General features: G+C 65.1%; 25 protein-coding genes and 1 other RNA gene. 16 read left to right on the forward strand and 10 right to left on the reverse strand.

What is annotated here, in order from left to right:
* Positions 1–5: 5 nt before the first annotated feature.
* The 6 genes from XH89_RS05760 to tkt form a co-directional block, all read right to left on the reverse strand.
* A complete protein-coding gene (locus tag XH89_RS05760; RefSeq protein WP_194466146.1) occupies positions 6–674 on the reverse strand; it encodes a thiamine phosphate synthase in 669 nt (222 codons plus the stop codon).
* 3 nt (positions 675–677) lie between these two features.
* On the reverse strand, positions 678–1,703 hold the full coding sequence (locus XH89_RS05765; protein ID WP_194466147.1) for a class I fructose-bisphosphate aldolase: 1,026 nt from the start codon (positions 1,701–1,703) through the stop codon (positions 678–680).
* Between the two features lie 256 nt (positions 1,704–1,959).
* Complete coding sequence (fba, locus tag XH89_RS05770; protein WP_194466148.1) at positions 1,960–3,027, reverse strand: class II fructose-bisphosphate aldolase; 1,068 nt, start codon at positions 3,025–3,027, stop codon at positions 1,960–1,962.
* Between the two features lie 50 nt (positions 3,028–3,077).
* Complete coding sequence (pgk, locus tag XH89_RS05775; protein WP_194466149.1) at positions 3,078–4,274, reverse strand: phosphoglycerate kinase; 1,197 nt, start codon at positions 4,272–4,274, stop codon at positions 3,078–3,080.
* Between the two features lie 153 nt (positions 4,275–4,427).
* On the reverse strand, positions 4,428–5,435 hold the full coding sequence (gene gap, locus XH89_RS05780) for a type I glyceraldehyde-3-phosphate dehydrogenase (protein WP_194466150.1): 1,008 nt from the start codon (positions 5,433–5,435) through the stop codon (positions 4,428–4,430).
* A gap of 172 nt (positions 5,436–5,607) precedes the next feature.
* On the reverse strand, positions 5,608–7,593 hold the full coding sequence (tkt, locus tag XH89_RS05785) for a transketolase (RefSeq protein ID WP_194466151.1): 1,986 nt from the start codon (positions 7,591–7,593) through the stop codon (positions 5,608–5,610).
* A gap of 325 nt (positions 7,594–7,918) precedes the next feature.
* On the opposite strand from tkt, the gene XH89_RS05790 reads away from it, so the two are divergent.
* The 5 genes from XH89_RS05790 to XH89_RS05810 all read left to right on the forward strand — a co-directional run bounded on the left by XH89_RS05790 (position 7,919) and on the right by XH89_RS05810 (position 10,603).
* On the forward strand, positions 7,919–8,209 hold the full coding sequence (locus tag XH89_RS05790; RefSeq protein ID WP_084292232.1) for a DUF4164 domain-containing protein: 291 nt from the start codon (positions 7,919–7,921) through the stop codon (positions 8,207–8,209).
* Positions 8,206–8,589 carry a cell division protein ZapA gene (locus XH89_RS05795; protein ID WP_194466153.1) on the forward strand — a complete coding sequence of 128 codons (384 nt, stop codon included), beginning with the start codon at positions 8,206–8,208 and terminating at the stop codon, positions 8,587–8,589. Before XH89_RS05790 ends, XH89_RS05795 begins: the two co-directional genes overlap by 4 nt.
* Before the next feature lie 259 nt (positions 8,590–8,848).
* Positions 8,849–9,009, forward strand: a non-coding RNA gene (gene ssrS, locus XH89_RS05800) — 6S RNA.
* A 195-nt stretch (positions 9,010–9,204) separates the two neighbouring features.
* Positions 9,205–9,801: a 5-formyltetrahydrofolate cyclo-ligase gene (locus XH89_RS05805; RefSeq protein WP_194466154.1), complete on the forward strand. Its 597-nt coding sequence runs from the start codon at positions 9,205–9,207 to the stop codon at positions 9,799–9,801.
* Positions 9,779–10,603 carry a TIGR00282 family metallophosphoesterase gene (locus XH89_RS05810; RefSeq protein ID WP_194466155.1) on the forward strand — a complete coding sequence of 275 codons (825 nt, stop codon included), beginning with the start codon at positions 9,779–9,781 and terminating at the stop codon, positions 10,601–10,603. Before XH89_RS05805 ends, XH89_RS05810 begins: the two co-directional genes overlap by 23 nt.
* A 460-nt stretch (positions 10,604–11,063) precedes the next feature.
* On the opposite strand, the gene XH89_RS05815 is transcribed toward XH89_RS05810, so the two are convergent.
* Entirely contained in the window at positions 11,064–12,488 is a 1,425-nt protein-coding gene (locus XH89_RS05815; protein ID WP_194466156.1) for a methyl-accepting chemotaxis protein, read from the reverse strand.
* 108 nt (positions 12,489–12,596) lie between these two features.
* Complete coding sequence (locus XH89_RS05820) at positions 12,597–14,351, reverse strand: methyl-accepting chemotaxis protein (protein WP_194466157.1); 1,755 nt, start codon at positions 14,349–14,351, stop codon at positions 12,597–12,599.
* Between the two features lie 211 nt (positions 14,352–14,562).
* Here XH89_RS05820 and XH89_RS05825 point away from each other — a divergent pair, with 211 nt between their 5' ends.
* The 7 genes from XH89_RS05825 to XH89_RS05855 all read left to right on the forward strand — a co-directional run bounded on the left by XH89_RS05825 (position 14,563) and on the right by XH89_RS05855 (position 19,841).
* Complete coding sequence (locus tag XH89_RS05825) at positions 14,563–15,309, forward strand: YebC/PmpR family DNA-binding transcriptional regulator (protein ID WP_194466158.1); 747 nt, start codon at positions 14,563–14,565, stop codon at positions 15,307–15,309.
* A gap of 79 nt (positions 15,310–15,388) precedes the next feature.
* A complete protein-coding gene (ruvC, locus tag XH89_RS05830) occupies positions 15,389–15,916 on the forward strand; it encodes a crossover junction endodeoxyribonuclease RuvC (protein WP_027530127.1) in 528 nt (175 codons plus the stop codon).
* Entirely contained in the window at positions 15,913–16,530 is a 618-nt protein-coding gene (gene ruvA, locus XH89_RS05835) for a Holliday junction branch migration protein RuvA (RefSeq protein ID WP_194466159.1), read from the forward strand. Before ruvC ends, ruvA begins: the two co-directional genes overlap by 4 nt.
* A 125-nt stretch (positions 16,531–16,655) precedes the next feature.
* Positions 16,656–17,714 (forward strand): Holliday junction branch migration DNA helicase RuvB, encoded by a 1,059-nt coding sequence (gene ruvB, locus XH89_RS05840; protein ID WP_246767748.1) that lies wholly within the window; start codon positions 16,656–16,658, stop codon positions 17,712–17,714.
* Positions 17,715–17,854: 140 nt separating this feature from the next.
* Complete coding sequence (locus XH89_RS05845) at positions 17,855–18,778, forward strand: metallophosphoesterase (RefSeq protein ID WP_194466160.1); 924 nt, start codon at positions 17,855–17,857, stop codon at positions 18,776–18,778.
* A 68-nt stretch (positions 18,779–18,846) separates the two neighbouring features.
* Positions 18,847–19,296, forward strand: a complete 450-nt coding sequence (ybgC, locus tag XH89_RS05850) for a tol-pal system-associated acyl-CoA thioesterase (RefSeq protein WP_194466161.1) — start codon at positions 18,847–18,849, stop codon at positions 19,294–19,296.
* Positions 19,297–19,373: 77 nt separating this feature from the next.
* Positions 19,374–19,841 carry a nuclear transport factor 2 family protein gene (locus XH89_RS05855; protein WP_194466162.1) on the forward strand — a complete coding sequence of 156 codons (468 nt, stop codon included), beginning with the start codon at positions 19,374–19,376 and terminating at the stop codon, positions 19,839–19,841.
* A gap of 152 nt (positions 19,842–19,993) precedes the next feature.
* Here the strand turns inward: XH89_RS05855 and XH89_RS05860 are convergent, their stop codons facing one another.
* A complete protein-coding gene (locus XH89_RS05860) occupies positions 19,994–20,698 on the reverse strand; it encodes a type 1 glutamine amidotransferase (protein ID WP_194466163.1) in 705 nt (234 codons plus the stop codon).
* 24 nt (positions 20,699–20,722) lie between these two features.
* Complete coding sequence (locus XH89_RS05865) at positions 20,723–21,649, reverse strand: LysR family transcriptional regulator (protein WP_194466164.1); 927 nt, start codon at positions 21,647–21,649, stop codon at positions 20,723–20,725.
* Between the two features lie 184 nt (positions 21,650–21,833).
* Here XH89_RS05865 and XH89_RS05870 point away from each other — a divergent pair, with 184 nt between their 5' ends.
* From XH89_RS05870 to XH89_RS05885, 4 genes are read left to right on the forward strand one after another with little or no spacing between them, the layout of a single operon-like run.
* Positions 21,834–22,757: an N-carbamoyl-D-amino-acid hydrolase gene (locus XH89_RS05870; RefSeq protein WP_246767874.1), complete on the forward strand. Its 924-nt coding sequence runs from the start codon at positions 21,834–21,836 to the stop codon at positions 22,755–22,757.
* 56 nt (positions 22,758–22,813) lie between these two features.
* The gene (locus XH89_RS05875) at positions 22,814–23,641 is read left to right on the forward strand and encodes an ABC transporter substrate-binding protein (RefSeq protein ID WP_194466166.1); all 828 of its coding nucleotides are present in this window, start codon (positions 22,814–22,816) and stop codon (positions 23,639–23,641) included.
* Positions 23,638–24,495 (forward strand): amino acid ABC transporter permease, encoded by an 858-nt coding sequence (locus tag XH89_RS05880; RefSeq protein ID WP_194466167.1) that lies wholly within the window; start codon positions 23,638–23,640, stop codon positions 24,493–24,495. Before XH89_RS05875 ends, XH89_RS05880 begins: the two co-directional genes overlap by 4 nt.
* Positions 24,492–25,256, forward strand: coding sequence for an amino acid ABC transporter ATP-binding protein (locus XH89_RS05885; protein WP_194466168.1), 765 nt, complete (start codon positions 24,492–24,494; stop codon positions 25,254–25,256). Before XH89_RS05880 ends, XH89_RS05885 begins: the two co-directional genes overlap by 4 nt.
* Positions 25,257–25,261 lie beyond the last annotated feature (5 nt).

Here is a 25,261-nt window from a genome sequence, read left to right on the forward strand (position 1 = left end):
GGGCGCTAGCTCTGACCTGCCGCAGCAGCCGCGAAGCCTTTCTTGATCGCGGCGTCGGCCTCGATCAGCGCGGCCTTGGGCCCGCGTGGATCGGCCCAGATGAAATCCCCGACCAGGACGAAATCGGCGCCGCTGGCGGCGAAGTCATGGGCTTCCTCGAACGAGGTGGCGAAGCCGACACAAGGCGGCTCGAACAGCTCGGCCCACCAGTCGAGCCGCTCGGCAATGGCTTGTGCCGACGGCCGCTGGCCGTTCGCATCGGGCTCGCCGAACAGCAGATAGTCCGCGCCGATCTCGCCCGCATCCATCGAATGGTGCCGCGTCGTCAGTCCGCCCACGCCGGCGATGCGGTCGGGCTTGAGCGAGGGCATCGCCTCTTTCAGTGCGGCGATGCCCGGCAGATGCGCGCCGTCGGCCCCGCCCCGCGCGACCAGCTCGGGATGGCCGTCGACGAGCAGGGCTGCGCCGGCGTTCTGCACGACCGGCGCCAGTGCCTTGATCCGCGAGATCATGGTGCGCTGGTCGGTCTCCTTCAGCCGCAGCAGCACGGCCGCGACATCGGCGGCCGCGAGCAGGTCAGGCAATGCGGCGAGGAGCGAAGCGGGATCATCGACGACAGGCGTCGCGAGATAGAGACGCGGCGCCGGGCGCGGCGGAGGCGGTTTGTTCGACAAGATCTAGGCTGCCTTCTTTTCCAGGCTGCTTTGCCATTCGCCCCTGGAGGCGAGGCCGTTCATGCGGGCGCGATGACTGAATGCGTTCTGTCCGGCCATAACATTCTCGGGCTTGCCCGACCACGCCTTCTGCGGCGCGGCCTGCAGCGCGCGGCCGTAGGAGAAGGTCAGTCCCCAGGGCAGCGGACCGAGCTTGTGCATGGCGTTGAGATGCGCGGTCGCCTCCTCGTCCGACTGCCCGCCGGAGAGAAAGGCGATGCCGGGCACCGCCGCCGGCACGCAGGCCTTGAGCAGGCGGATCGTCTTCTCCGCGACCTCCTCGACGGAGGCCTGCTTTGCGCATTTCTTGCCCGAGATCGCCATGTTCGGCTTCAGCACCATGCCTTCGAGTGCGACGCGCTGCACCCGCAACTCCTGGAACGTCTTGTTGAGGATGCGGCTCGTGACGTCATAGCAGTGATCGATATCGTGGTCGCCGTCCATCAGGACCTCCGGCTCGACGATCGGCACGATCTGCGCGGCCTGGCACAGCGCGGCGTAGCGCGCCAGCGCGTGCGCGTTGACGCTGATCGCGGTCATCGAGGGAATCCCGCTGCCGATGTCGATCACCGCGCGCCATTTGGCGAAGCGCGCCCCGCGCTCGTAATATTTCTTCAGCCGCTCGGCGAGCTTGTCCAGCCCGACGGTGACTGTTTCACCAGGGCACATCGGCAGGGCCTGTGTGCCCTCGTCGACCTTGATGCCGGGAATGGCGCCGCTCTGTTCGATCAGCTTGACCAGCGGCGTGCCGTCCTTGGCATCCTGCCAGATCGTCTCGTCATAGAGGATCACGCCGGAGATGTACCGGCTCATCGCTTCCTTCGACCGAAACAGCATCTCGCGATAGTCGCGGCGGTTCGTTTCCGTCGATTCCACGCCGATCGCGTCGAACCGCTTCTTGATGGTGCCGGAGGATTCGTCGGCGGCAAGGATGCCCTTGCCAGGTGCGACCATGGCGGTCGCGACCTTGTTGAGCTCAGTCAGATTCATCGAGAGGTCCTCCCAAAACGATTCTGCCCTTGCCCATGAAAATAGACCGTTCTCGGGCAATTGCCGAGACAACGTTGGTCGCAGGGTAAAACCGTTCTCCGTCATTCCGGGATGCGCCGAAAGGCGCAGGCCCGGAATCCATAACCCCAGGCTGTGGTTATGGATTCCGGGCCCACGCGGAGCCTGTCATCGGGCCGCGCATTCGCGCGGACCCGTTGGCGTGTCCCGGAATGACCCGGGAATAGGGTTGAGAGGCTTACGCCACCTTCGGGTCGAGCTCGCCCTTGGCGTAGCGCTTGGCCATCTCGGCGGGGGTCAGGACCTTCTTGAACTTGGAGGCCTGGCCTGCGGTGTTGAACTCCTGGAGCCGCTGCTTGCACAGCTTGGTCATGGCTTCCATCGCCGGCTTCAAATACTTGCGCGGATCGAACTCTTCCGGGTGATCCTTCAGCACTTTGCGGATCTGGCCGGTCATGGCCATGCGGTTGTCGGTGTCGATGTTGATCTTGCGCACGCCGTTCTTGATGCCGCGCTGGATCTCGGCAACCGGCACGCCCCAGGTCGGCTTCATCTTGCCGCCATAGGTGTTGATGATGTCCTGCAGGTCCTGCGGCACCGAGGAGGAGCCGTGCATCACCAGATGCGTGTTCGGCAGCTTGCGGTGGATCTCCTCGATCACGTTCATGGCGAGGATGTCGCCGTCGGGCTTGCGAGTGAACTTGTAGGCGCCGTGCGAGGTCCCCATCGCGATCGCGAGCGCGTCGACCTTGGTCTCCTGGACGAACTTCACGGCCTCGTCCGGATTGGTCAGGAGCTGGTCGTGGGAGAGCTTGCCTTCGGCACCGTGGCCGTCTTCCTTGTCGCCCATGCCTGTCTCGAGCGAGCCGAGCACCCCTAACTCGCCCTCGACCGAGATGCCGCCGAGATGGGCCATGTCGGTCACGGTCTTGGTGACGCCGACATTGTAGGTCCAGTCGCCGGGGGTCTTGCCGTCGGCCTTGAGCGAGCCGTCCATCATGACCGAGGTGAAGCCGGCCTGGATCGCGGTCATGCAGGTCGCGGCCTCGTTGCCGTGGTCGAGATGCACGCAGACCGGGATGTGCGGATAGATCTCCGTCACCGCGTCCATCATGTGCTTGAGCATGACGTCGTTGGCGTAGGAGCGCGCACCGCGCGAGGCCTGGATGATGACGGGCGCGTCGACCTGGTTGGCCGCGTCCATGATCGCCAGTGCCTGCTCCATGTTGTTGATGTTGAAGGCCGGTACGCCGTAATCGTTCTCAGCCGCATGGTCGAGCAATTGACGCAACGTGATCCGAGCCATGTGTCTTCTTCTCCGTTTGGGCCTGCAGGGCCGCTTGCTTTTCCGACGAATTACTTGACGCGCAGAACTTCAACGCCGGGCAGGGGCTTGCCTTCCATCCATTCGAGGAATGCGCCACCGGCGGTCGAGACATAGGTGAATTGAGCGGCCACATGGGCCTGGTTGAGGGCCGCGACGGTATCACCACCGCCCGCGATCGAGATCAGCTTCTTGGCCTTGGTGCGTTCGGCGGCGTGCTTGGCGGCCGCAACCGTGCCACGGTCGAACGGCTGCATCTCGAACGCCCCTAACGGTCCGTTCCAGACCAGTGTTGCCGCATCGTCGATCGCGGCCTGGACGCGCACGATCGATTGCGGGCCGACGTCGAGGATCATGCCGTCGGCCGGGATCGCATCGAGGCCATAGGCATGCGACGGCGCATTCGCGGCGAAGTGATAAGCGACAGTCGCGTCAACGGGGAGGATGATGGCGCAATTGGCGGCCTCCGCCTTTTCCATGATGCGCAGCGCGGTGGGCGCGAGATCCTTCTCGGCCAGCGACTTGCCGACCGCAACGCCCTGGGCGTGCAGGAAGGTGTTGGCCATGCCGCCGCCGATCACGAGCGCGTCGACCTTGGTGACGAGGTTTTCCAGCAGGTCGATCTTGGTCGAGACCTTGGCGCCGCCGATGATGGCGATCACAGGCTTGGTCGGCGAACCCAGCGCCTTCTCCAGCGCATCGAGCTCGGCCTGCATGGTGCGGCCGGCATAGGCGGGCAGCTTGTGACCGAGACCCTCGGTCGAGGCGTGGGCGCGGTGCGCCGCCGAGAAGGCGTCGCTGACCCAGATGTCGCCGAGCTTTGCCAGCTCCGCGACGAAGGCCGGATCGTTCTTCTCTTCCTCTTTGTGGAAGCGGGTGTTTTCCAGACAAAGGATGTCGCCATCCCTCAGCGCCGCGACGGCCTTGGCCGCGGGTTCGCCGATGCAATCATCGGCGAAGGCGACCGGCTTGTTCACGACCTTCGACAGCGCTTCCGCGACGGGCTTGAGCGACTCCTTGGGGTCGCGCCCCTTCGGCCGGCCGAAATGCGCGAGCAGGATGACCTTGCCGCCCTTGTCGGAGATTTCGGTGATGGTCGGCGCGACGCGCTCGAGCCGCGTCGCGTCGGTAACGCGGCCATTGTCCATGGGCACGTTGAGATCGACGCGCAGCAGCACGCGCTTGCCCTTCACGTCGACGTCGTCGAGGGTGCGGAATTTGTTGGTCATGTTCGGCTCTCTTGTCCCGGGCGCGCTGCGGCACGAAGTGCCGCTGCGCAGAACCGGGACCCAGGATGTGACGGGTCCCGCGGTCGAATGGGTCCCGGCTCTGCGACGCAGCGTTTCACGCTGCATCGCGTCCGGGACACGAGACCTACGGTCTTAGATCACCTTCGCCATCGCGACGGCGGTGTCCGCCATGCGATTGGAGAAGCCCCACTCGTTGTCGTACCAGGACATCACGCGCACCAGCGTGCCGTTCTGCACCTTGGTCTGGTCCTCGTGGAAGGTCGAGGAGTGCGGATCGTGGTTGAAGTCGATCGAGACGTTCGGCGCGCTGGTGTAGCCGAGGATGCCCTTGAGCTGCTGCTCGCTGGCGCGCTTCATCGCCGCGTTGATTTCCTTGGCGTCGGTGGCGCGCTTGGCGACGATCTTGAGGTCGACCACCGAGACGTTCGGGGTCGGCACGCGGATCGCAACGCCGTCGAGCTTGCCCTTCAACTCCGGCAGCACCAGGCCGATCGCCTTCGCAGCACCGGTCGAGGTCGGGATCATCGACATCGCAGCCGCGCGGCCGCGGTAGAGATCCTTGTGCAGCGTGTCCAGCGTCGGCTGGTCGCCGGTATAGGCGTGGATCGTGGTCATGAAGCCGGTCTCGATGCCGACGAGATCGTTCAGCACCTTGGCAACCGGCGCGAGGCAGTTGGTGGTGCAGGAACCGTTGGAGACGACCAGGTGATCCTTGGTCAGGGTCTCGTGGTTGACGCCGTAGACGATGGTGGCGTCGGCGCCATCGGCGGGCGCGGAGACCAGCACGCGCTTGGCGCCGGCGGTCAGATGCGCGGAGGCCTTCTCCTTCGCAGTGAAGATGCCGGTGCATTCCAGCGCGATATCGACGCCGAGATCCTTCCACGGCAGCTTCGAGGGATCGCGCTCGGCGGTCACCTTGATCTTGCCGTTGCCGAGGCTTATCGAGTCGCCGTCGACGGTCACGGTGCCGGGGAAGCGGCCATGGACGCTGTCGTAACGGAGGAGATGAGCATTGGTCTCGACCGGGCCGAGATCGTTGATGCCGACAACCTCGATGTCCTTGCGGCCGGACTCAGCGATAGCCCGCAGCACGTTGCGGCCAATGCGGCCAAAACCGTTAATTCCGACGCGGACTGCCATGTTTCGTCTCCTTCTGACCGTTTCGTGACGGCTGTTCAATAACCCCATCGTCCCGCACAGCGCGCGCTTTGCGCGCCTGCGAGGGTTTTTTAGAGGCGGACGCCCGGTTCGGCCGGGCGGTGCTTGATCATATGAGGAGTTACGTAGTCCTTTTTTTTGGCAAGCTCAACTCTCAGGAAACGCGCTTCAGGACGGCGTTAACCGCAGCCTCGGCGGTAATGCCGAAATGCTGGAAGATCTTGTTGAGCGGCGCGCTGGCGCCGAAGGAGTGCATGCCTACGAATTCGCCATCCTGGCCGATCACGGCGTCCCAGCCCCAGCGCACAGCGGCCTCGATCGCGACCTTGATCGGCGCGTTGCCGATGATCGCATCGCGGCGTTCCTTTGGTTGCGCTAACAAGAGCTCGAGCGAGGGCACCGAGACCACCCGCGTCGGAATGCCGCGTTCAGCGAGCTGCTTCTGGGCGGCCACGGCCATCTCGACCTCGGAACCGGACGCGAACAGCGTCGCCTTGGCTTCGCCCTGTGCCGGAACCAGCTCGTAGGCGCCATGCTGGCACGGATTGTCGTTCGGCGCTGTGGTGCGGAGCTGCGGCAGGTTCTGCCGCGTCAGTGCCAGCACGGTCGGGCCGTCGACGCGGTTGAGCGCGAGCTCCCAGCACTCGGCAACCTCCATCGCGTCGCAGGGCCGGAACACGCGCATGTTCGGGATGGCGCGCAGCGCTGCGAGATGCTCGACCGGCTGATGGGTCGGACCGTCTTCGCCGAGGCCGATGGAGTCATGCGTCATCACGTAGACGACGCCCGCGCCCATCAACGCGGCGAGGCGCATCGCGGGACGCGCATAGTCGGTGAAGACCAGGAAGGTTGCGCCGTTCGGTGCGAAGCCGCCATGCAGGAAAATGCCGTTCATCGCGGCGGCCATGCCGTGCTCGCGGATGCCGTAATGAATGAAGCGGCCCTTCGGCGTCTTGGCGGAGAAGGCAGTCGCCGACTTCGCCTTGTTGTTGTTGGAGCCGGTGAGGTCGGCCGAGCCTGCGAGGAATTCCATCGGCATCGCGCCGGCGATCACCTCGATCACCGCTTCCGACGACTTGCGGGTCGCAGCCGTCATCGGCTTCTCGAGCAGCTCCTTCTTGTACGCGCGCACCGCCTTGGCGAGCGACGCCGGACGCTCGTGGCGCAGGCGGCGCTCGAACTCGGCGCGCTTGCGGCTGCCGAGCTCGCCGAGCCGCGCTTCCCATTCCTGGCGAGCCGTGGCGCCGCGGCTGCCGGCCGCGCGCCAGGCCTTCAGCACGTCATCGGGCACCGAGAACGGCTCGAGCGAGATACCGAGATTTTCCTTGGCGGCCTTGAGCTCGTCGGCGCCGAGCGCTTCGCCATGCGCCTTCGCGGTGCCGGCCTTGTGCGGCGCGCCGAAGCCGATGGTGGTGCGGCAGGCGATCAGCGTCGGCTTGTTGGATTTTTGCGCGCGGGTGATCGCAGCGGCAATGGCGGCCTGGTCATGACCGTCGATCTTCTCGGCGGCCCACCCCGCCGACTTGAAGCGCTTCACCTGGTCGACCGAGTCGGCGATCGAGGTCGGACCGTCGATCGAGATGCCGTTGTCGTCGTAGAGCACGATCAGCTTGCCGAGTTTCCAGTGCCCGGCCATCGCGATCGCTTCCTGCGACACGCCTTCCATCAGGTCGCCGTCGGAGGCGAGCACGTAGGTATGATGGTCGACGATCTTCTTGCCGAATTCGGCGGCGAGCATCTTCTCGGCGAGCGCCATGCCGACTGCGGTCGAGATGCCCTGGCCGAGCGGGCCGGTGGTGGTCTCGATGCCCTTGGTGTGGAAGTTCTCGGGGTGGCCGGGGGTCAGCGAGCCGAGCTGACGGAAGTTCTTGAGCTGGTCCAGCGTCATCGCGGCGTTGCCGGTCAAGTACAGCAGCGAATAGAGCAGCATCGAGCCGTGGCCGGCGGAGAGCACGAAGCGGTCGCGGTCCGGCCAATCGGTGACGGCGGCGTCGAATTTCAGGAACCGCGTGAACAGCACCGTGGCGATGTCGGCGGCGCCCATCGGCAGGCCGGGATGGCCCGACTTCGCCTTCTCGACAGCGTCCATCGAGAGGCCGCGGATAGCGTTGGCCATGCGGTTGTGGTCGACCTGCGTCATGTCTAAAATCCGTCTGAAATGAGGCGCTTGGGGGCGGGTCGCCCGCGCGGAAAGGAGCCTTTCGGCCACTGAAGGACGGGGCTGGGATAGCACCTCGGTTCCGGGAGTCCAAGGCAATCAAACGCGCCACGGCGCGAAAAGCTGCTTATCGGTGCATAGTTTCGCGGCGGCGTTGCGATTCGCTAGCTTGCCACGTAAATTTCTGCTTCTAACCGCTTGCCGAACCGAGTCTTTTGCCGGGCGGCAAGCCCCGTAAGGCCACGGGCATAGCCCACAGGGTTCCGCCGCTGACTGCATGAACGATCGCGTATCCAAAAGCGCTGCCATGACGGAGTCCTCCGCCGTCGAGATCGAGATCGCGACCCGCAGACTCACGGCGGCACTCGACGCGCTCGAAAGCGCGGTGGAGCGGCGGCGCGATGCCGATCGCGACGAGAACGAGCTCGCGACGCGAATCCAGGCGCTGGGTGCGGACCGTTCGCGGCTTGCCGATGAGCTCGACGGCGCGCTGGTGAAGGCGCGCAAGCTCGAGCGCACCAACCGCGAGATCTCCGATCGGCTGGATTCCGCCATCGTCACGATACGCTCGGTGCTCGATACCGGAGAGGACGGATGAGCCACATCAACGTCACCATCAACGCGCGGCAATACCGCATGGCTTGCGAGGAGGGCCAGGAGGTGCGGCTGCTCAAGCTCGCCGAAACCCTGGAGACACGCATTCAGTCGTTGCGCGGAAAATTCGGCGAGATCGGCGATGCGCGCCTCACCGTGATGGCCGCGCTGACCGTCTGCGACGAACTGGTCGACACCAGCAATCGCGTCCGGACGCTGGAGCAGGAGCTGACGGAGCTCCGGGATTTCCGCAACGCCGCCGTCGAGCGCGCCCGCATGACCCAGACCGCCGTCGTCAACGCACTGAACGCCGCCGCCGAACGCATCGAGAAGTCGACCCAGGTGCTGAACCGCACCGTCGGGAATGGAATCGCGATCGGGTGATAGTGGTCAGAACGAAGGGTCGCGAGCCGGCGCCGAAGGTGCCCACCTCTCCCGGAGGGAGAGGTCGGATCGCATCGTAAGATGCGATCCGGGTGAGGCCTTAAGGTCCCTCTGCCTGCCGCGCCCCCTCACCCGGATTGCTCTGGACGATGCTTCGCATCGCCAGCTGCAATCCGACCTCTCCCCGCTGGGGAGAGGTGGGCACCGAGGCCGCCGCGAGAGGCTGGCGATTCGTCAGCATCGTTGTTACATTGCGCAAGCGAGGCTGCGACGCGCGTCAGGAGCCATATATCCCCGGGGCCTTATCGATCCTTTAGGGAACTGTCCCTGGCCGGGCCCGTGGGCCCGGACATATGGTGCCCACCTACTTTCGTAGGGAACTCCGGGATCGAGTGCTTCAACGGCGTACGCGGCTTCGCACTGTTTCTTCGCTTCTGGTTCGTGCCTGTCGAATTGCGTCCCCGACACGCTTGCGGTTCAGGTGTCATGCCCCGGCTGACCGGGGCATCCAGTACGCCGCGGCGTTGAGGCTCTAGCACTGGCGTCTCTGCAATACTGGATCACTCGCCTTCGCGGGTGATGACGGCAGACAACTCTGCCTCGGGACCAACGCACATGACCAACAGCAAATCCGAACTCCGTGCCAAAGCCCTCGCGGCGCGCGACGCGCTGAGCGAGAAGAAGCGCGTCGCCGCTGCGGCAAAACTCGCCAAGCGCGGGCTGCCGTTCAAGCTGCTGCCGGGCAGCATCGTCTCCGGCTATTCGCCGATCCGCAGCGAGATCGACCCGATGCCGCTGATGAAGAAGCTCGCCGAGGAGGGCGCAAAGCTGGCGCTGCCCTGCGTCACCGCGCGGGGCCAGTCGCTGATCTTCCGCCTCTTCCATCCGGACGACCGCCTGATGCTCGGCCCGCTCGGCATTCCCGAGCCGTCGCCCGCGGCCGCTGAGGTGATCCCCGACATCATGCTGACGCCGCTTGCAGCGTTCGACCGTCTCGGCCATCGCATCGGCTATGGTGCCGGTCATTACGATTTCACCTTCGCGCATCTGCGCAAGGCCAAGCACATCGTCGGCATTGGACTGGCTTTTGCGGCGCAGGAGATCAAGGCGGTTCCGGCACTATCGCACGACGTGGCGCTGGATTATGTGCTAACGGAATCGGACGTATTCGATTTCCGGAGTTCTGAAGTTGCGCATTCTCTTCGTGGGTGATGTCGTCGGCCGCAGCGGGCGCAATGCCATCGCCGAATACCTGCCCGGCATGGTCAAGGATTGGTCGCTCGATTTCGTCGTCGTCAACGGCGAGAACTCGGCGGGCGGTTTCGGCATCACCGAAGCGATCTATCAGGAGTTTCTCGACGCCGGCGCCGATGCGGTGACGCTTGGCAATCACTCCTGGGACCAGCGCGAAGCGCTGGTCTTCATCGAGCGCGCCGAGCGCCTGGTGCGGCCGACGAATTATCCGCGTGGTACGCCCGGCCGCGGCGCGGCTCTGGTCGAGACCAAGAACGGCAAGCATGCCCTCGTCGTCAATGCGCTCGGGCGCGTCTTCATGACCCCGTTCGACGATCCCTTCGCCGCGCTCGAGCGCGAACTGGGGGCCTGTCCGCTCGGCGTTGCCGCCGATGCCATCGTCGTCGATTTCCATTGCGAGGCGAGCAGCGAGAAGCAGGGCGTCGGCTTCTTCTGCGACGGCCGCGCCAGCCTCGTCGTCGGCACGCACACCCACGTGCCGACCGCCGACCACCAGATCCTGTCGGGCGGCACCGCCTACATGACCGACGCCGGCATGACCGGCGACTACGACTCCATCATCGGCATGCAGAAGGAAGAGCCGCTGCGCCGCTTCACCTCGGGGATTCCGTCAGGCCGCTTCGAGCCGGCGCCCGGTGTGGCAACACTCAGCGGAGTGGCGGTGGAGACGGACGATGCGACAGGCCTCGCGCTCAAGATCGCACCGGTGCGCGTCGGTGGACGGCTGGAGCCAGCGACGCCGAAGTTCTGGTTGAGCTGAAGAACGGCGCCACAAACTCGGTGTCATCCCCGCGAACGCGGGGATCCATAACCACAGGGAGTCGTTGTTGCGCGAAGCCGGTCACTCCGAGCCTTCGCAAAACTATTGCTGCGGCGTATGGGTCCCGGATCTGCGCTTCGCTTGTCCGGGACGACAAGTGTCTTAGGGTGGGCAAAGGCGCACTTGCGCCGTGCCCACCATCTCTCTGCACGTAAATCGAAATGCGTGGGCACGCTTTGCTTTGCCCACCGTACGATACTGAACGTGCGGAGAGAGGCCCCTCATCCGGCGCCATGGCCGAAGCTGCGCTGCGTGCGTAGCGATTTCGGAATAATAGCATTATGCGCCTGTTTTGCCCGACGCGTCAAGTGTTCATCGGCGCCAGGGGCGTGACGAAGCGCTAAGCCGTTGATCCCGCACACCCCGGCTACTGTGCATGGGGTTGTTTTCGAGATTTGAATCAGCCCTGCCGGAATCCCATCCGGAACGCGCCCCAGTGCTTGCCGCGGACCATGATCGGCGAGGACAAATCCTTCATCAGCACGAACTGCCCGCCGCCCATGTCGCGGCGATAGGTCTGCAGCAGGAACGGTTTTGTGTTGGCCGCGACCTTCTTCACCGTTCGATCGTTGAACAGGCGGCGGTTGCGGCAATTGGCGTTGTTCCAGACCGGGTCCTTGCCTTGCGGCAGGCGGTAGTTCGGATTGTGGGTCGGCAGATAGCCGCTCCTCGCCCAGGCGACGCAATAGACGATGCGCGGATCCGATTTCTGGATCGGGTCCTGGATCGCGGGCAGCACACGGTCGGTGAATTCGACGTAATTGGTGAGGTACTGCTTCGGATCGGTGCCCGCGATCTCGCGGTAGTTCTCGTCCAGGAGCTTGTCGAGCGTGATCTCGCCGCGATCGATGGCGGCTTCGAATTCGGCCGAAATCCGCTTGGCCGTCTCGACCACGACGCGGATCAGCGGCGTGTCCGACGTCTCGACGCCGCTGTCGGCGATCAGCGCGATCAGGCCTTCGGAGGTGTCGAGCAGCTTCGCCACCCGCTCGTCGGCGTGCTTGAGATCGCGCGAGGAGAGATCGACGCCCTTGGCGAGCTCGCTGAGCTCGTTGATGACGGTGTCGCAATGGCCGAGATTGGAGGTTGCAGCGCGCGTGACGTTGTCGATCTCCGCCTCGACCGAAGCAAAGCCCTGCTGGACGCGTGAGATGATGCCGGAGATCGCTTGCGCGCCTTCACCCGCGGTCTTCGCCCGCTGCGAAGCGTCGCTGCTCTCGCCGATCAGGCCTTCGATCTGGCCGTCGAGATCGCGCACGGTGTCGGAGATCTGGTGGGTGGCCTGGCGCGTCGCCTCCGCGAGATTCTTGACCTCGCTCGCGACCACCGCAAAGCCGCGTCCGGCATTGCCGGCGCGCGCGGCTTCGATGGTTGCGTTCAGGGCAAGCAGATTGGTCTGCTTGGCGATCGCCTCGATCGAGCCGGAGACCTTGGCCACCTGCGCCAGCGCGGAGCCGACGGCGCCAAGCCGCGCCTCGATCCGCTCGACGGCCGCGACGAGCTCGGAGATGTGGCTGACCGCGGTATCGACTGCGCTGCGCGACTGCGCGATCTCGCCGACCGCCGCCGACGTGGTCGATTGCACCGCCTGCGAGGCGTTGGCGATGTCGTGGTTGGCCGAGACCATGGTCTCGGCGGTCTTCTGGAGATGGTGGAACCGTTCCGACTGGTTGGCGACGCGGTGTGCGACTTCCTGGACGTTGCCGGCAATGTCGGCGAGCTCGACGCCGAGGCCGCCGATGCGGTCGGCAAGCTGGTCGATCAGCCGTTCGGCGAGAGTCCGGTTGGAGCCGGTGTCCAGGACTGCAAGTTGTGCGACGGACATATCAGATGAGTCCTCCAGTCAGAGCCGCTCGCCGGCCCCCCGCGGCATTCCCAGTCCGATTTCGAGTTTAGAGGATGATTCGCGGCCGCCGTCTTGCCTGAGCGTGCACTACAGCTTGTAAGCCGTGCGGAATCCGCCCCAGTGCCGGCCCTGCACGCGGATCGGGACGTCGATCTCGCGCATCATCACGGTGTTGCCGTTGCCCATGTCGCGCGCGTAGCTCTGGACCAGGTACGAGCGCAGGTTGCGGGCGGCAGCGAGCCCCGCCGGATCGTTGAAGATTCGCCGGTTGCGGCTGTTGGCCATGTTCCAGCCGGGGTCGCCCGGTCGTTGCGGATGCGAATAGATCTTGTTGTGGACCGGCAGGAAGCCGTTGCGGTCGACCATGGCGCAGAATGCCATGCGTGGGTCCCTGGCGAGAAAGGCCTCCTGGAACGGCGGCAGGGCGCGGTCGGCCCAATCAAGATATTTCGTGCGGTATTGCTGCGGATCGGTGCCGGCGATCTCGACGTAGTCGGTGTCGAAGAGGTCGTTGATCCCGACCTCGCCGCGGGCGACCGCCTGCTCGAATAGCCGGGTCAGCGCATTGCCCGCCTCCATCGCGCGGGTCACGAACTCGGTGTTCTCCTCGTGGATCGACCAGAGCTTGTCTTCGATCTTCTCGCGCAGCGCGGCATCGGGACTGACGAATTGGGTGCGGGCGCCGGCTTTGGCCTGCTCGATCACGCGCAGGCGGCAGGCGCCGACGTCTTCGAGGCTGCCCTCGACGATCGCCTGCGGCGCGAGCCGGCTTGCGTCCGCTCCGCCGATCAAGACGCCGTCCATCGCGATCTCGTAGACCGGCAACACGCCGCGCGCGCTCTCGAATTTGAGATGGCAGGGCAGCCGCTCGGTCTTGCGGCGATCGTCGTGCTCGCTCTGCTTGAGCAGCACCGCGCAACGCGATTTCAGCTTCTGCGCGAAGGTCGTCACCGCCTTGCCGGCGCTGGCGACGTCCTCGCCGTGGATCTCGGCGGCCTTGGTCGCGGCGTCGATCTCGGCCGCGCTCTCGCCGACCGAGCTGATGAATTCCGATGCGCTGGCGGCATTGCCGGAGACTTCGCTGGTGGTGGCGTTCTGTTCGGCCACCGCGCCGTTGACGGTATCGAACACCGGGCGGATCGCCTCGATCGCCTGCGAAATCCGGTGCACCGCGTCGGCGGAGCCGGCGGCGTCGCGCTGGAGCGCGTCGATCTTTTTGGTGATCTCCTCGGTCGCGCTCTGGGTCTGCACCGCGAGCGCCTTGACCTCGGTGGCGACGACCGCAAAGCCCCTGCCGGCCTCGCCCGCGCGCGCGGCCTCGATGGTGGAGTTGAGCGCGAGCAGGGTGGTCTGCCGCGCGATCTGGGCGATCAGGTTGACGACGTTGCCGATCGCCGCGGAGGATTCGCGCAGGCGGTCGACATTGGCGCGGGCCTCCTGGGCCGCTTCGCTGGCCTGGTCGGCGAGCTTGCCCGCTTCGCGGACCTGAGCGCCGATGCCTTGCGCGGACTGGGTGAACTTGTCGGCGGCATGGGCAAAGCTGGAGGCGTTCGACTGCGCCGCGTTGGTTCGCCCGGTCAGCGCGTCGGTGCGATGGCGGATGTCCGCCAGCGTTGCCGCGGTCGCCTCGGCGCCGCCCGCCACCGAATTGGCCGCGCGTTCGAGCTGGCGGATCATCGCACCGAGCTCGAGTTCCAGCAGCTCCAGGATTTCCCGGGCCGAATCGGCGTCAGGGGCCGGAGCGGGCTCGGAAGGGGCCGCCGGCTGCGCAGCCGCAGCCTGAGGGGCCGCCGCAGGCGCGGCCGTTTCCGGCAGACGCTTCCGAAATAATGCAAACGCCATCGGGTCACTCTTGTCGGGGAAGACGGGTCGACGCTATTTTCTCAGCCCGGAATGAAGTCACGGTTAACGGTGCCTGACATCTAGGCATGGGCCACTACAGTGATACCCTGTGGCGGCAAAGACCTCTTTCATTCCGGTGGGGTGGCGGCCTATAACGCCGCGCTTTCCTCGCTCGCTGGCGGACTACTCCAAAGAGACCAAGAGACCACGCATGGCCGGACATTCCCAATTCAAGAACATCATGCACCGCAAGGGGCGGCAGGATGCCCAGAAGTCGAAGCTGTTCGGCAAGCTGGCGCGGGAAATCACTGTCGCGGCCAAGCTCGGTACGCCTGACCCCGCCATGAACCCCCGCCTGCGCGCCGCCGTGATCGCCGCGCGGCAGGAGAACATGCCGAAGGACAATATCGAGCGCGCCATCAAGAAGGCGCTCGGCAACGATGGCGAGAACTATGACGAGATCCGCTACGAGGGCTACGGCCCGGGCGGCGTTGCCGTCATCGTCGAGGCGCTGACCGACAACCGCAACCGCGCCGCCTCCGACATCCGCTCCTTCTTCACCAAATCCGGCGGCAATCTCGGCGAAACCGGCTCGGTCTCCTTCATGTTCGACCGCACCGGCGTCATCGAATACGACCGCAGTGTCGCCGATGACGACGCGGTGCTCGATGCCGCGATCGAGGCCGGCGCAGACGACGTCGTCTCGGGTGAAGGCGGCCACGAAATCTACGCCTCGACCGAAAGCTATCGCGACGTCGCCAAGGCGCTGGAAGCCAAGTTCGGCGAGCCGCGCAAGGCCGCGCTGATCTGGAAACCGCAGAACACGGTCGCGGTCGATGACGAGACCGGCGAGAAGCTCTTGAAGCTGATGGACCTGCTCAACGAGCATGACGACGTCCAGCAGGTCTACGCCAATTTCGAGGTATCGGACGCCCTGATGGCGAAGATGGGCGGGTAGGGGCGCCGGACCGCCTTTCCCCGGGGACTTCTGTTCTGTTTCTGTTTCGCTATCATGGGGCAACCGCTATCACTGGCCCATGACCGCGCTCCCGATTCGCCAACCCGTTCGTATCATCGGCATCGACCCCGGCCTGCGCCGCACCGGCTGGGGCGTGATCGAGGCCGACGGCAACCGCCTGATCTACGTCGCCTGCGGTTCGGTGGAACCGCCGGACGATCTGCCGCTGTCGAGCCGGCTATTGGCGATCCATGAGGGGCTCGCGGCCATTCTCTCCAACCATCAGCCGATGGAAGCCGCGGTCGAGCAGACTTTTGTGAACAAGGACGGTGTCGCCACGCTGAAGCTCGGCCAGGCCCGTGGCGTCGCCATGCTGGCGCCCGCAATGTTCGGCATCTCGGTCGCCGAATACGCGCCGAACCAGGTCAAGAAGACCGTGGTCGGCGCTGGCCACGCCGACAAGCAGCAGATCGCGATGATGCTGAAGATCTTGCTGCCGAAAGCCGAGCCGCCGTCGGCAGACGCCGCGGACGCGCTGGCCATTGCCATCACCCACGCTCATCACCGCCAGAGCACGGCGCTGCGGCTGAAGGTGGCCGGGTTATGATCGGCAAGCTCAAGGGTCTGATCGATTCCTATGGCGAGGATTATGTCGTCCTCGACGTTGGCGGCGTCGGCTATCAAGTGCACTGTTCCGCCCGCACGCTGCAACATCTTCCCGCGCCGGGCGAAGCCGCCGTATTGTCGATCGAGACCTATGTCCGCGAGGATCAGATCAAACTGTTCGGCTTCCGCACCGATCAGGAGCGCGAATGGTTTCGTCTGCTCCAGACCGTGCAGGGCGTCGGCGCCAAGGTCGCGCTCGCGGTGCTCGGCACGCTGGTGCCGGCCGATCTCGCCAACGCGATTGCATTGCGCGACAAGGCCGCGGTGGCGCGCACGCCCGGTGTTGGCCCGAAGGTCGCCGAACGCATCGTCACCGAGCTGAAGGACAAGGCGCCGGCCTTCGCCAATGTCGATCCGGCCGTCGTGCATCTCGCCGGCGCCGTCGACGATCAGCGCGCGCCGCGGCCTGTAGCGGATGCGATTTCGGCGCTGGTCAATCTCGGTTACGGCCAGCCACAAGCGGCCGCAGCGATTGCAACGGCGTCTCGGAATGCCGGTGAAAATGCGGAGACCGCGCAGCTCATTCGTCTCGGCTTGAAGGAGCTCTCGAAGTGAGCGCAGCAATGCTCAATCTCGTAGGGTGGGCAAAGCGGAGCGTGCCCACCACCTTTGGATTGATCGGAGACATGGCGGGCACGGCGCGAAGGGCGCCTTTGCCCACCCTACGAGGAGTTCGCTAGGTGAGCGATCCCAAGGCCAACCGCATGGTCTCGCCCGAGCGCCGCAGCGACGATGTCGGCGATACCGCGTTGCGTCCGCAATCGCTGTCCGATTTCGTCGGCCAGCAGCAGGCGCGCAAGAATCTCTCGATCTTCATCGAGGCGGCGCGCAAGCGCGGCGAGGCGCTGGATCATGTGCTGTTCGTCGGCCCGCCCGGTCTTGGCAAAACCACGCTGGCGCAGATCGTGGCCAAGGAACTTGGCGTCGGCTTTCGCGCCACGTCGGGTCCAGTGATCGCCAAGGCCGGCGATCTCGCTGCGCTGCTGACCAATCTCGAGGAGCGGGACGTGCTCTTCATCGACGAGATCCATCGCCTCAGCCCTGCTGTGGAAGAAGTGCTCTATCCTGCGATGGAGGACTTTCAGCTCGACCTCATCATTGGCGAAGGCCCGGCGGCGCGCTCGGTCAAGATCGAGCTGTCGAAATTCACCCTCGTCGGCGCCACCACACGCGCCGGCCTGCTCACCAATCCGTTGCGCGACCGCTTCGGCATTCCGATTCGCCTCAACTTCTATACGATTGAAGAGTTGGAGAGCATCGTCACACGTGGTGCGCGCGTGCTCAATGTCGGCATGAGCGCCGACGGCGCCAACGAGATCGCACGCCGCGCCCGCGGCACGCCGCGTATCGCCGGCCGCCTGTTGCGTCGTGTGCGCGATTTCGCCTCCGCTGCCAATGCCGATAAGATCGACCGCAAGATCGCCGACCATGCGCTCAGCGCGCTGGAGGTCGACGCCGCCGGCCTCGACGCTATGGATCGCCGCTACCTCACGACGATCGCAACGAACTACGGCGGCGGCCCTGTCGGCGTCGAGACGATGGCCGCGGCGCTGTCCGAGCCGCGCGATGCGATCGAAGACATCATCGAGCCTTATCTGATCCAGTGCGGCTATCTCCAGCGCACGCCGCGCGGCCGCCTGCTGACCTCGCATGCCTTCCGCCATCTCGGCATCGCCGAACCGTCGCGCGATGCGGCGGCGCAGTTCGGGCTGTTCGGCACCGAAGATGACGATGACTAGCCCGCGCGAACTTCAGTTGGCATGAACTTCTGGTAATGTTTGGCAGGCGTCTGCACGGCGATGCAGATGATCTGCACGAACGCACCCCAATTCCGCTCCAATCGGATATCATCAAGAAGCCGCATCACCATCGGGCTTCCATGATTACACGTCGTCATCTCATCCGTTCCATCGGCGGTCTCTCCGCGCTCGGCGTCTCGACTGCGGCTTATGGTGTCGGCGTCGAGCCGGTGTTGCGGCTCCGGGTCACCCGCTATCACCCGACCCCACGGCAATGGCCTGCGGATTTTCCATTGAAGATCGCCGTGATCGCCGACATCCATGCCTGCGATCCCTGGATGTCGCTGGATCGGATCGAGGCGATCGTCGACCACGCCAATGCGCTCAAGCCTGACATCATCGTGCTGCTCGGCGATTATGTCGCCGGCCTTCACCAGGTCACGCGGATCATTCCGGCGAATGAATGGGCCAGGGTGTTGGCCGGCCTCAAGGCGCCGCTCGGCGTCCATGCCGTGATGGGCAATCACGACTATTGGGACGACAGGACCGTGCAGCAGGCCGGGTACGGGCCGACCATCGCGCATCGCGCGCTGGAGGCGGCCGGCATTCCGGTCTACGAGAACGACGTCGTTCGCCTCAGCAAGGATGGCCGCTCGTTCTGGCTCGCCGGCCTCGGCGATCAGCTTGCCTTTCTGCCGGCGCGACGCTCCCGGAGCACGGGTCGCTTCGGCGCCGACGATCTCAATGCGACGCTCGCCAAGGTTACGGACGATGCTCCGGTGATCCTGCTCGCGCACGAGCCCAACATTGCGCCGCGCGTGCCCGCTCGCGTCGCGTTGCAATTGTCCGGCCACACCCATGGCGGCCAGATCCGGCTGCTCGGTTGGTCGCCGGCCGTTTCGCGGCAACAGGGCCTCCGGCTCGCCTACGGTCACTTCCGCCTGAAGTGCGACGTCATCGTCTCCGGCGGGCTCGGTTGCAGCATCATTCCGGTCCGCGTCGGCGTGCCTCCGGAGATCGTCGAGGTCAATTTGGGACGGGCCCCAGTGCTAACTCTGTCCTAGCCGTGCTTGCGCGGCCGGCCGTTTTTGCGCACAACGGGCTGGTAGTGACAAGCGAAGAGGCTCGCGACGTGACAGCTCATCTCGACGGCGAGATCCGCGACGGCCGCCATCATATGCAGGTCCGCGTCTACTACGAGGACACGGATTTCTCCGGCATCGTCTATCACGCCAATTATCTGCGCTACATGGAGCGCGGGCGCACCAATCATCTGCGGCTGATGGGCGCTGAACAGCAGGCGCTGTTCGACCAGCCCGAGACCGAAGGCGCCGGCTTTGCCTTTGTCGTTCGCTCGATGCATCTGGACTTCCTCAAGCCCGCGCGGATGGACGACGTGCTCGACGTCGTGACTTGGCCGGTGGCGGTGAAGGGCGCCTCCATCATGCTGGCGCAGGAGGTGCGGCGCGGTGAGGATGTGCTTGTGAAGGCCGAGGTGCGCGTTGCCTTCATCAGCGGCGGCCGCGCGCAGCCGATTCCGAAATCGATCCGCACGCTGATGAAAGCCGATCTGATTTCGTGATTGGCTGATAGGGGTTCGCCTCTCGACTCCATCGCGTGCGGGTATAGATTGCGGCTCCGCCAACCGATGAGGCCCCCATGTCGCGCCCGCCGCTTCCGCCTTTCACTCGTGAGACCGCCGCGCAGAAGGCGCGCATGGCCGAGGACGCCTGGAATTCGCGCGATCCGGTGCGCGTCTCGCTTGCCTATACCGAGGACAGCCGCTGGCGTAACCGCTCGGAAGTATTCCAGGGTCGCGAGGCCATCGTCGCCTTCCTTACCCGCAAATGGGAGAAGGAGCAGGACTATCGCCTGATCAAGGATCTCTGGGCCTTCGACGAGAACCGCATCGCAGTGCGCTTCCAGTACGAATGGCACGACGCCAGCGGCCAGTGGTATCGCTCCTACGGCAACGAGCAGTGGGAGTTCGACGAGCACGGCCTGATGCGGCGGCGCGAGGCTTCGATCAACGATATCGCGATTGCGGAGAAGGATCGCCGGTTTCACTGGCCGGCGCCCGGGCCGCGGCCGGCGGATGTGCCGGGGTTGGGGACGGATCCGTTCTGAGATGCCCTCTCCCTCTCCCCGTTCTTACAGGGAGAGGGCTGGGGTGAGGGGCAGCTTCGGCAAAAATGGTGGCAGCGAGACTCGCGGGGAGTCCCCCCTCACACGGATTGCTTCGCAATCCGACCTCTCCCCGCAAGCGGGGCGAGGTGAAGTCAGCGCTTCGCCAGGAATCTTGTGATCGCCCCACCCAGCTTCGCGCTGTCCATCGGCTCTGCTAGCGAAGCCTTCGCCGTCGCCACGACATCATCCGGCGCCTTGCCGTCGCGCAGTTCGCAGCAGACTTGCGCGAACCCAACGTCGAACTCCGGGTGCGGCTGCACCGTCAGCGTCGCGCCATTGGCGTAGAGCAGGCCGGCATGCGGGGTGAATTCGGATGAGAGGATCGTCAGCGCATCACTAGGCGCCTCGATCACCTGATCCTGATGCGAGCAGGCGATCGCAACAGCTTCGCCGTCAACGACACCGTTCTCGGGTAGCACCTGATAGACGTGCCGGCCGATGCCCCAGCCCTTGTCGGACTTGCGCACGGTGCCGCCGAGCGCCTGCGCGATCAACTGATGGCCGAAGCAGACACCGACCATCGGCGTCTTGTTGGCGTAGGCGCTGCGGACGAAATCTTCCAGCGGCGCGATCCAGTCGAGCCCGTCATAGACGCCGGCAGCAGCGCCGGTGATCAGCACCGCTTCCAGCTTGGTCGGATCTGGCAGCGCATCGCCGTTCGGGATGCTGACGACATCGACCTCGGCGGTCGGATCCTCGGCGCGGACCATGCGCTCGAACATGTCCGGAAAGGAGCCATGCTGCTCGCGATATTTTGGCGGGACCTGTCCGGTCTCGATGATGGTGATGCGTGCCATATGCCCCTCAGGTCAAAGGTAAGCTCAGTCGCTTCCTGTCCCATCTTGCTGGTGTGACGCTGTCCGTGCCAGAAGCGCGCTCTCCTTGCGGATTTCGCCGAGAAAGGCCTTTGCCAGACGCGACAGCGGTTCGGCCTCCGACCATAGCATATAGGCGACCGCGCGCGTCGTCGGTGTGAACGGCCGGACCACGAGGCCCTGTCCGCCGTTCTGCCGCGGTGAGAAGGGATCGACAACGGCCGCGCCGACGCCGGCGGCCGCCAGCACGCAGGCCGTGTTGCAATAGCGCACCTCGACGCTCGGCTGGAACGGCGCGCCGGCGCGCGCAAAGCTCTCGCGCACGGCTTCGCCGAGCCGCGTGCCGCGTTCGAGCCCGATGAAGGGCAGGCCGGAGAGATCAGAGGCCGAGATGACGTGCTTGCCTGCGAGCGGATGCTGCGGCGGCAGCACGCACACCATCTCGCCGGTGTGCACCACTTCATGCGCGATGCCAGGGTGATGCGTCAGGCCGAGGGCGAAGCCGAGCTCGGCAACATGGCTGAGCACGCCTTCGATGATGCCTTCGTAGCGCCGCACGTCGAAGAACACGCGTGTCTCCGGGCGGCGGCGCAGGAAGCCCGACAGCGCAGTGGGAATAATGCTGTAGGCGAGCGGCGGCGTCGCTACGATTGCAAGATGCCCGGCGCGATTTTCGCGCAGATCGCGCACGCGGTTCTCGAGCTTGGCATGCAGCGTGAAGATCGCCTCGCTTTCCTTGTAGAGCGCCATCGCCTCCGCAGTCGGAAACAGCCGGTTGTTGACGCGCTCGAACAAGGCAAAGCCCGCCTGCGCTTCCATCGTCTTCAACGCGTTGCTGACCGCCGGCTGCGACAGCGCCAACTCGTCGGCCGCCGCCACCGTAGTGCGATGGCGGATGACGGCACGCAGGATCTCGAGCTGGCGCAGGTTCATATCACTGCCATTTATACTCTCGGCCAAAAGATCATAGCACGATGAATTGCTTTTGCAGCCTCGCTTGCGCCTAATGCCCCGGGATTTGCACGCTGGATCAATGGGTTCACTAGCCCATTGAGGCAGCATTGCGCACAGATTGGAGGCAGTCTTGGTTCGTGTCCTTCGCGCCGCCGCCGCCCAGATGGGGCCGACGCAAAAAGCCGATACGCGCGAGCACACGCTGTCGCGGATGCTGACCATGCTGGAGGAAGCGGCGAACCGTGGCGCCAGCCTCGTGGTGTTTCCGGAACTCGCCTTCACCACCTTCTTTCCGCGCTGGCTGCTCGAAGGCAATGCGCTCGATCAGTACTTCGAGCGCGGCATGCCGAACCCGGCCGTGGCAAAACTGTTCGACCGCGCGCGGGCGCTCCGCGTCGGCTTCTATGTCGGCTATGCCGAGCTGACGCCCGAGGGGCGCCGCTACAATTGCGCCATCCTGGTCGATCGCGACGGCGAGATTCTCGGCCGTTATCGCAAGGTGCATCTGCCCGGCTCGGTCGAGCCGCGCCAGGGCGCGCGTTACCAGCAGCTCGAGAAGCGCTATTTCGAATATGGCGATCTCGGCTTTCCGGCCTTCCGTGCCGGCTCGGCCTGGGCGCATGCGATCATGGGCATGATGATCTGCAACGATCGCCGCTGGCCGGAATCCTGGCGCGTGCTTGGCCTGCAAGGTGTCGAGCTCGTCTGCATCGGCTACAATTCGGCGGCCTATGATCCCAATGGCGGCACCAGCGAAGACGCATCCTTGCGTACCTTCCATTCGACGCTGGTGACGCAGGCCAATGCCTACATGAACGCCACCTGGGCGATCTCGGTGGCGAAAGCCGGCGACGAGGACGGCTCAGGTCTGATCGGCGGCTCCTGCATCGTCGATCCCAACGGCCGCATCGTCGCGCAGGCCGCGACGCTGACCGACGAGGTGATCGTCGCCGACATCGATCTCGATCTCTGCCGCCAAGGCAAGGACAAGATGTTCAACTTCGCCGCTCACCGGCGGCCGGAACAATACCGGGTGATCACCGAACGCGCCGGCGTCATCGAACCGGCCGTCCTCGACGCGGACTGAGCAAATGGCACGACGCTGGCAAAAGATCGGCGAAGGATAGGGTTGAAGGAGCTGACATGACACGCCTCTCGCTTTCCCTCGGTTTCGCAGCGCTGGCTGCCGTGACGTCCGCGCGAGCGGCCGAGCTTCCAGCTGACATCAAGCAGGCGGGAGCGCTCAAGCTCACGGTCAACTCCACCTACGCGCCGATGGAATATCGCGATCCTGCCAGCAACGAGCTGGTCGGGCTCGACATCGATCTGGCCAATGAGCTTGCCAAGCGGCTCGGCGGCCTCAAGATCGTCTGGAGCGAGACGCCGTTCGCGGAGCTGATCCCCTCGCTCCAGACCAAGCGCGCCGACTTCATCATCTCCGGCATCTCCGACCGCGCCTCGCGGCGCGAGACCGCCGATTTCGTCGACTATCTGACAACAGGACCGCAGTTCTTCGTGATGGCGGAGAGCGACGCCAAGGCCGCGACCGATCTCTGCGGCAAGAAGGTCGGCACCACCCGCAGCACCAGCTTCCCGGTCGAGATCGACAAGTGGAGCAAGCAGAATTGCGAGGCGGCCGGCAGGCCGGCGATCCAGTATGTGCCCGGCGAGAACTCGATCGACGTGCGCAACCAGCTCAAGCAGGGCCGCATCGACGCGGCCGTGCAGGGTAGCGAGACGCTGCCTTATGCGCAGACGCAGGAGCCGGGCAAATACCGCATCGTCGGCGAGGCTTTTGCCAAAGGCTATCAGGGCCTCATGTTCCGCAAGGACGATGCGGCGCTCCGTGAGGTCGTGACGGAGAAGCTCACGGCGATGATCGCTGATGGTTCCTACAAGGCGCTGCTCGACAAATGGGGCCTTGGCGCGAATGCGGTGGCCCAGCCCATGCTGAACGCGGCGCCGCAATGAAGCCGACGCCGGCACTCGCGGAAGGTTTCCCCGATCTGTCGGGAATGCGGATCGCACGCGAGCCGCACTGGTTTCGCTGGATCAGCGCGGCCCTGATCGTCCTCGTGCTGGCGGCAATTTCGCGGGCCTTCGCCAATGGCCAGATCGAGTGGTCCTATGTCAGCCGCTTCCTGACGGCAAAAGTCATTCTCGAAGGCATCGTCAACACCATGGTGATGGCAGTGCTGGCGATGGCGCTCGGCATCTTTCTGGGCATCGTCGTGGCGATCATGCGGCTGTCGCCCAATCCGGTATTGAAGACGGTGGCCGCCGGCTACACCTGGCTATTCCGCGGCACGCCGCTGATCCTGCAATTGCTGCTGTGGTTCAACCTCGCGCTGGTGTTTCCGACCATCGGTATTCCCGGCCTGTGGAGCGGGCGTGCCGTCGACGTCATGACGCCGTTCCTCGCAGCACTGCTCGGGCTCGGCATCAACCAGGGCGCCTATACGTCGGAGGTGATGCGTGCCGGCATGCTCTCGGTCGACGTCGGGCAATATGAGGCGGCGCAGGCGATCGGCATGGGGTGGCTGCGTGCGCTACGCCGGATCATCTTGCCGCAAGCGATGCGCGTGGTGATCCCGCCGCTCGGCAACGAGTTCATCGGCATGGTGAAGGCGACCTCGCTCGCGAGCGTGATTCAGTATCCGGAAGTGCTGCACAACGCCGAGAACATCTATTACGCCAATTCCCGCGTTATCGAGCTGCTGATCGTTGCCGGGCTCTGGTACCTGCTCGTCGTCTCGATCCTGACGCCGCTCCAGATGCTGCTCGAACGCCGTTTTGCACGCGGCACCATGCGGCTCGCGCAATGACGAAGCCCCTCGTCGCGATCCGCTCCGTAGCTAAGAGTTTTGGAGAGTTCCAGGCTCTCAAGAACGTCTCGCTCGACGTCTGGCCGGGCGAGGTGATGTGTCTGATCGGCGCCTCCGGCTCGGGCAAGACCACGCTGCTCCGTTGCATCAACCAGCTCGCCACGATCGACGCCGGCGGCATCTGGCTTGACGGTGAGCTGCTGGGCGTGCGCGAGCAGGGCGGGATGCTGTATCGCCTCAGCGAACGCGAGATCGGCCGCCAGCGGCTGAAGACCGGCATGGTATTCCAGCGCTTCAATTTGTTTCCGCACAAGACGGCGCTGGAAAACATCACCGAGGGGCCGACCCAGGTGCAGGGCCGCAAGCTGGATGAGGTGCGTGCGGAGGCGCTGGAGCTTCTGCGGCGCGTCGGGCTGTCGGCCAAGGCGGATTCGTATCCGGCGCAGCTCTCCGGCGGCCAGCAGCAGCGCGTCGCCATTGCGCGCACGCTCGCGATGAAACCGATGCTGATGCTGTTCGACGAGCCGACCAGCGCGCTCGATCCGGAGCTCGTCGGCGAGGTGCTCGCCGTCATGAAGGAGCTAGCGAAGAGCGGCATGACTATGATGGTGGTGACGCACGAGCTCGGCTTTGCCCGCGAGGTCGCCGACCGCGTCGTCTACATGGACCAGGGCGCGATCGTCGAGCAGGGCCGCGCTACGGACGTCCTAGGCTCACCGCGCGAAGAGCGCACCAAGGCATTTCTTTCGGCTGTGATCTGACATGG

The organism is Bradyrhizobium sp. CCBAU 53340, assembly GCF_015291645.1.
Classification (GTDB): domain Bacteria; phylum Pseudomonadota; class Alphaproteobacteria; order Rhizobiales; family Xanthobacteraceae; genus Bradyrhizobium.

Excerpts from the sequence above, each read along its gene's own strand:
- XH89_RS05855 (WP_194466162.1), top strand. The coding sequence starts at position 19,374 with ATGTCGCGCCCGCCGCTTCCGCCTTTCACTCGTGAGACCGCCGCGCAG.
- XH89_RS05885 (WP_194466168.1), top strand. The coding sequence starts at position 24,492 with ATGACGAAGCCCCTCGTCGCGATCCGCTCCGTAGCTAAGAGTTTTGGA.
- XH89_RS05865 (WP_194466164.1), bottom strand. The coding sequence starts at position 21,649 with ATGAACCTGCGCCAGCTCGAGATCCTGCGTGCCGTCATCCGCCATCGC.
- pgk (WP_194466149.1), bottom strand. The coding sequence starts at position 4,274 with ATGACCAACAAATTCCGCACCCTCGACGACGTCGACGTGAAGGGCAAG.
- XH89_RS05820 (WP_194466157.1), bottom strand. The coding sequence starts at position 14,351 with ATGGCGTTTGCATTATTTCGGAAGCGTCTGCCGGAAACGGCCGCGCCT.
- tkt (WP_194466151.1), bottom strand. The coding sequence starts at position 7,593 with ATGACGCAGGTCGACCACAACCGCATGGCCAACGCTATCCGCGGCCTC.
- XH89_RS05845 (WP_194466160.1), top strand. The coding sequence starts at position 17,855 with ATGATTACACGTCGTCATCTCATCCGTTCCATCGGCGGTCTCTCCGCG.
- fba (WP_194466148.1), bottom strand. The coding sequence starts at position 3,027 with ATGGCTCGGATCACGTTGCGTCAATTGCTCGACCATGCGGCTGAGAAC.
- XH89_RS05790 (WP_084292232.1), top strand. The coding sequence starts at position 7,919 with ATGACGGAGTCCTCCGCCGTCGAGATCGAGATCGCGACCCGCAGACTC.
- XH89_RS05875 (WP_194466166.1), top strand. The coding sequence starts at position 22,814 with ATGACACGCCTCTCGCTTTCCCTCGGTTTCGCAGCGCTGGCTGCCGTG.
- XH89_RS05860 (WP_194466163.1), bottom strand. The coding sequence starts at position 20,698 with ATGGCACGCATCACCATCATCGAGACCGGACAGGTCCCGCCAAAATAT.
- XH89_RS05825 (WP_194466158.1), top strand. The coding sequence starts at position 14,563 with ATGGCCGGACATTCCCAATTCAAGAACATCATGCACCGCAAGGGGCGG.
- XH89_RS05805 (WP_194466154.1), top strand. The coding sequence starts at position 9,205 with ATGACCAACAGCAAATCCGAACTCCGTGCCAAAGCCCTCGCGGCGCGC.
- XH89_RS05765 (WP_194466147.1), bottom strand. The coding sequence starts at position 1,703 with ATGAATCTGACTGAGCTCAACAAGGTCGCGACCGCCATGGTCGCACCT.
- ruvA (WP_194466159.1), top strand. The coding sequence starts at position 15,913 with ATGATCGGCAAGCTCAAGGGTCTGATCGATTCCTATGGCGAGGATTAT.
- XH89_RS05815 (WP_194466156.1), bottom strand. The coding sequence starts at position 12,488 with ATGTCCGTCGCACAACTTGCAGTCCTGGACACCGGCTCCAACCGGACT.
- gap (WP_194466150.1), bottom strand. The coding sequence starts at position 5,435 with ATGGCAGTCCGCGTCGGAATTAACGGTTTTGGCCGCATTGGCCGCAAC.
- ruvC (WP_027530127.1), top strand. The coding sequence starts at position 15,389 with ATGACCGCGCTCCCGATTCGCCAACCCGTTCGTATCATCGGCATCGAC.
- XH89_RS05870 (WP_246767874.1), top strand. The coding sequence starts at position 21,834 with ATGGGGCCGACGCAAAAAGCCGATACGCGCGAGCACACGCTGTCGCGG.
- XH89_RS05795 (WP_194466153.1), top strand. The coding sequence starts at position 8,206 with ATGAGCCACATCAACGTCACCATCAACGCGCGGCAATACCGCATGGCT.
- XH89_RS05880 (WP_194466167.1), top strand. The coding sequence starts at position 23,638 with ATGAAGCCGACGCCGGCACTCGCGGAAGGTTTCCCCGATCTGTCGGGA.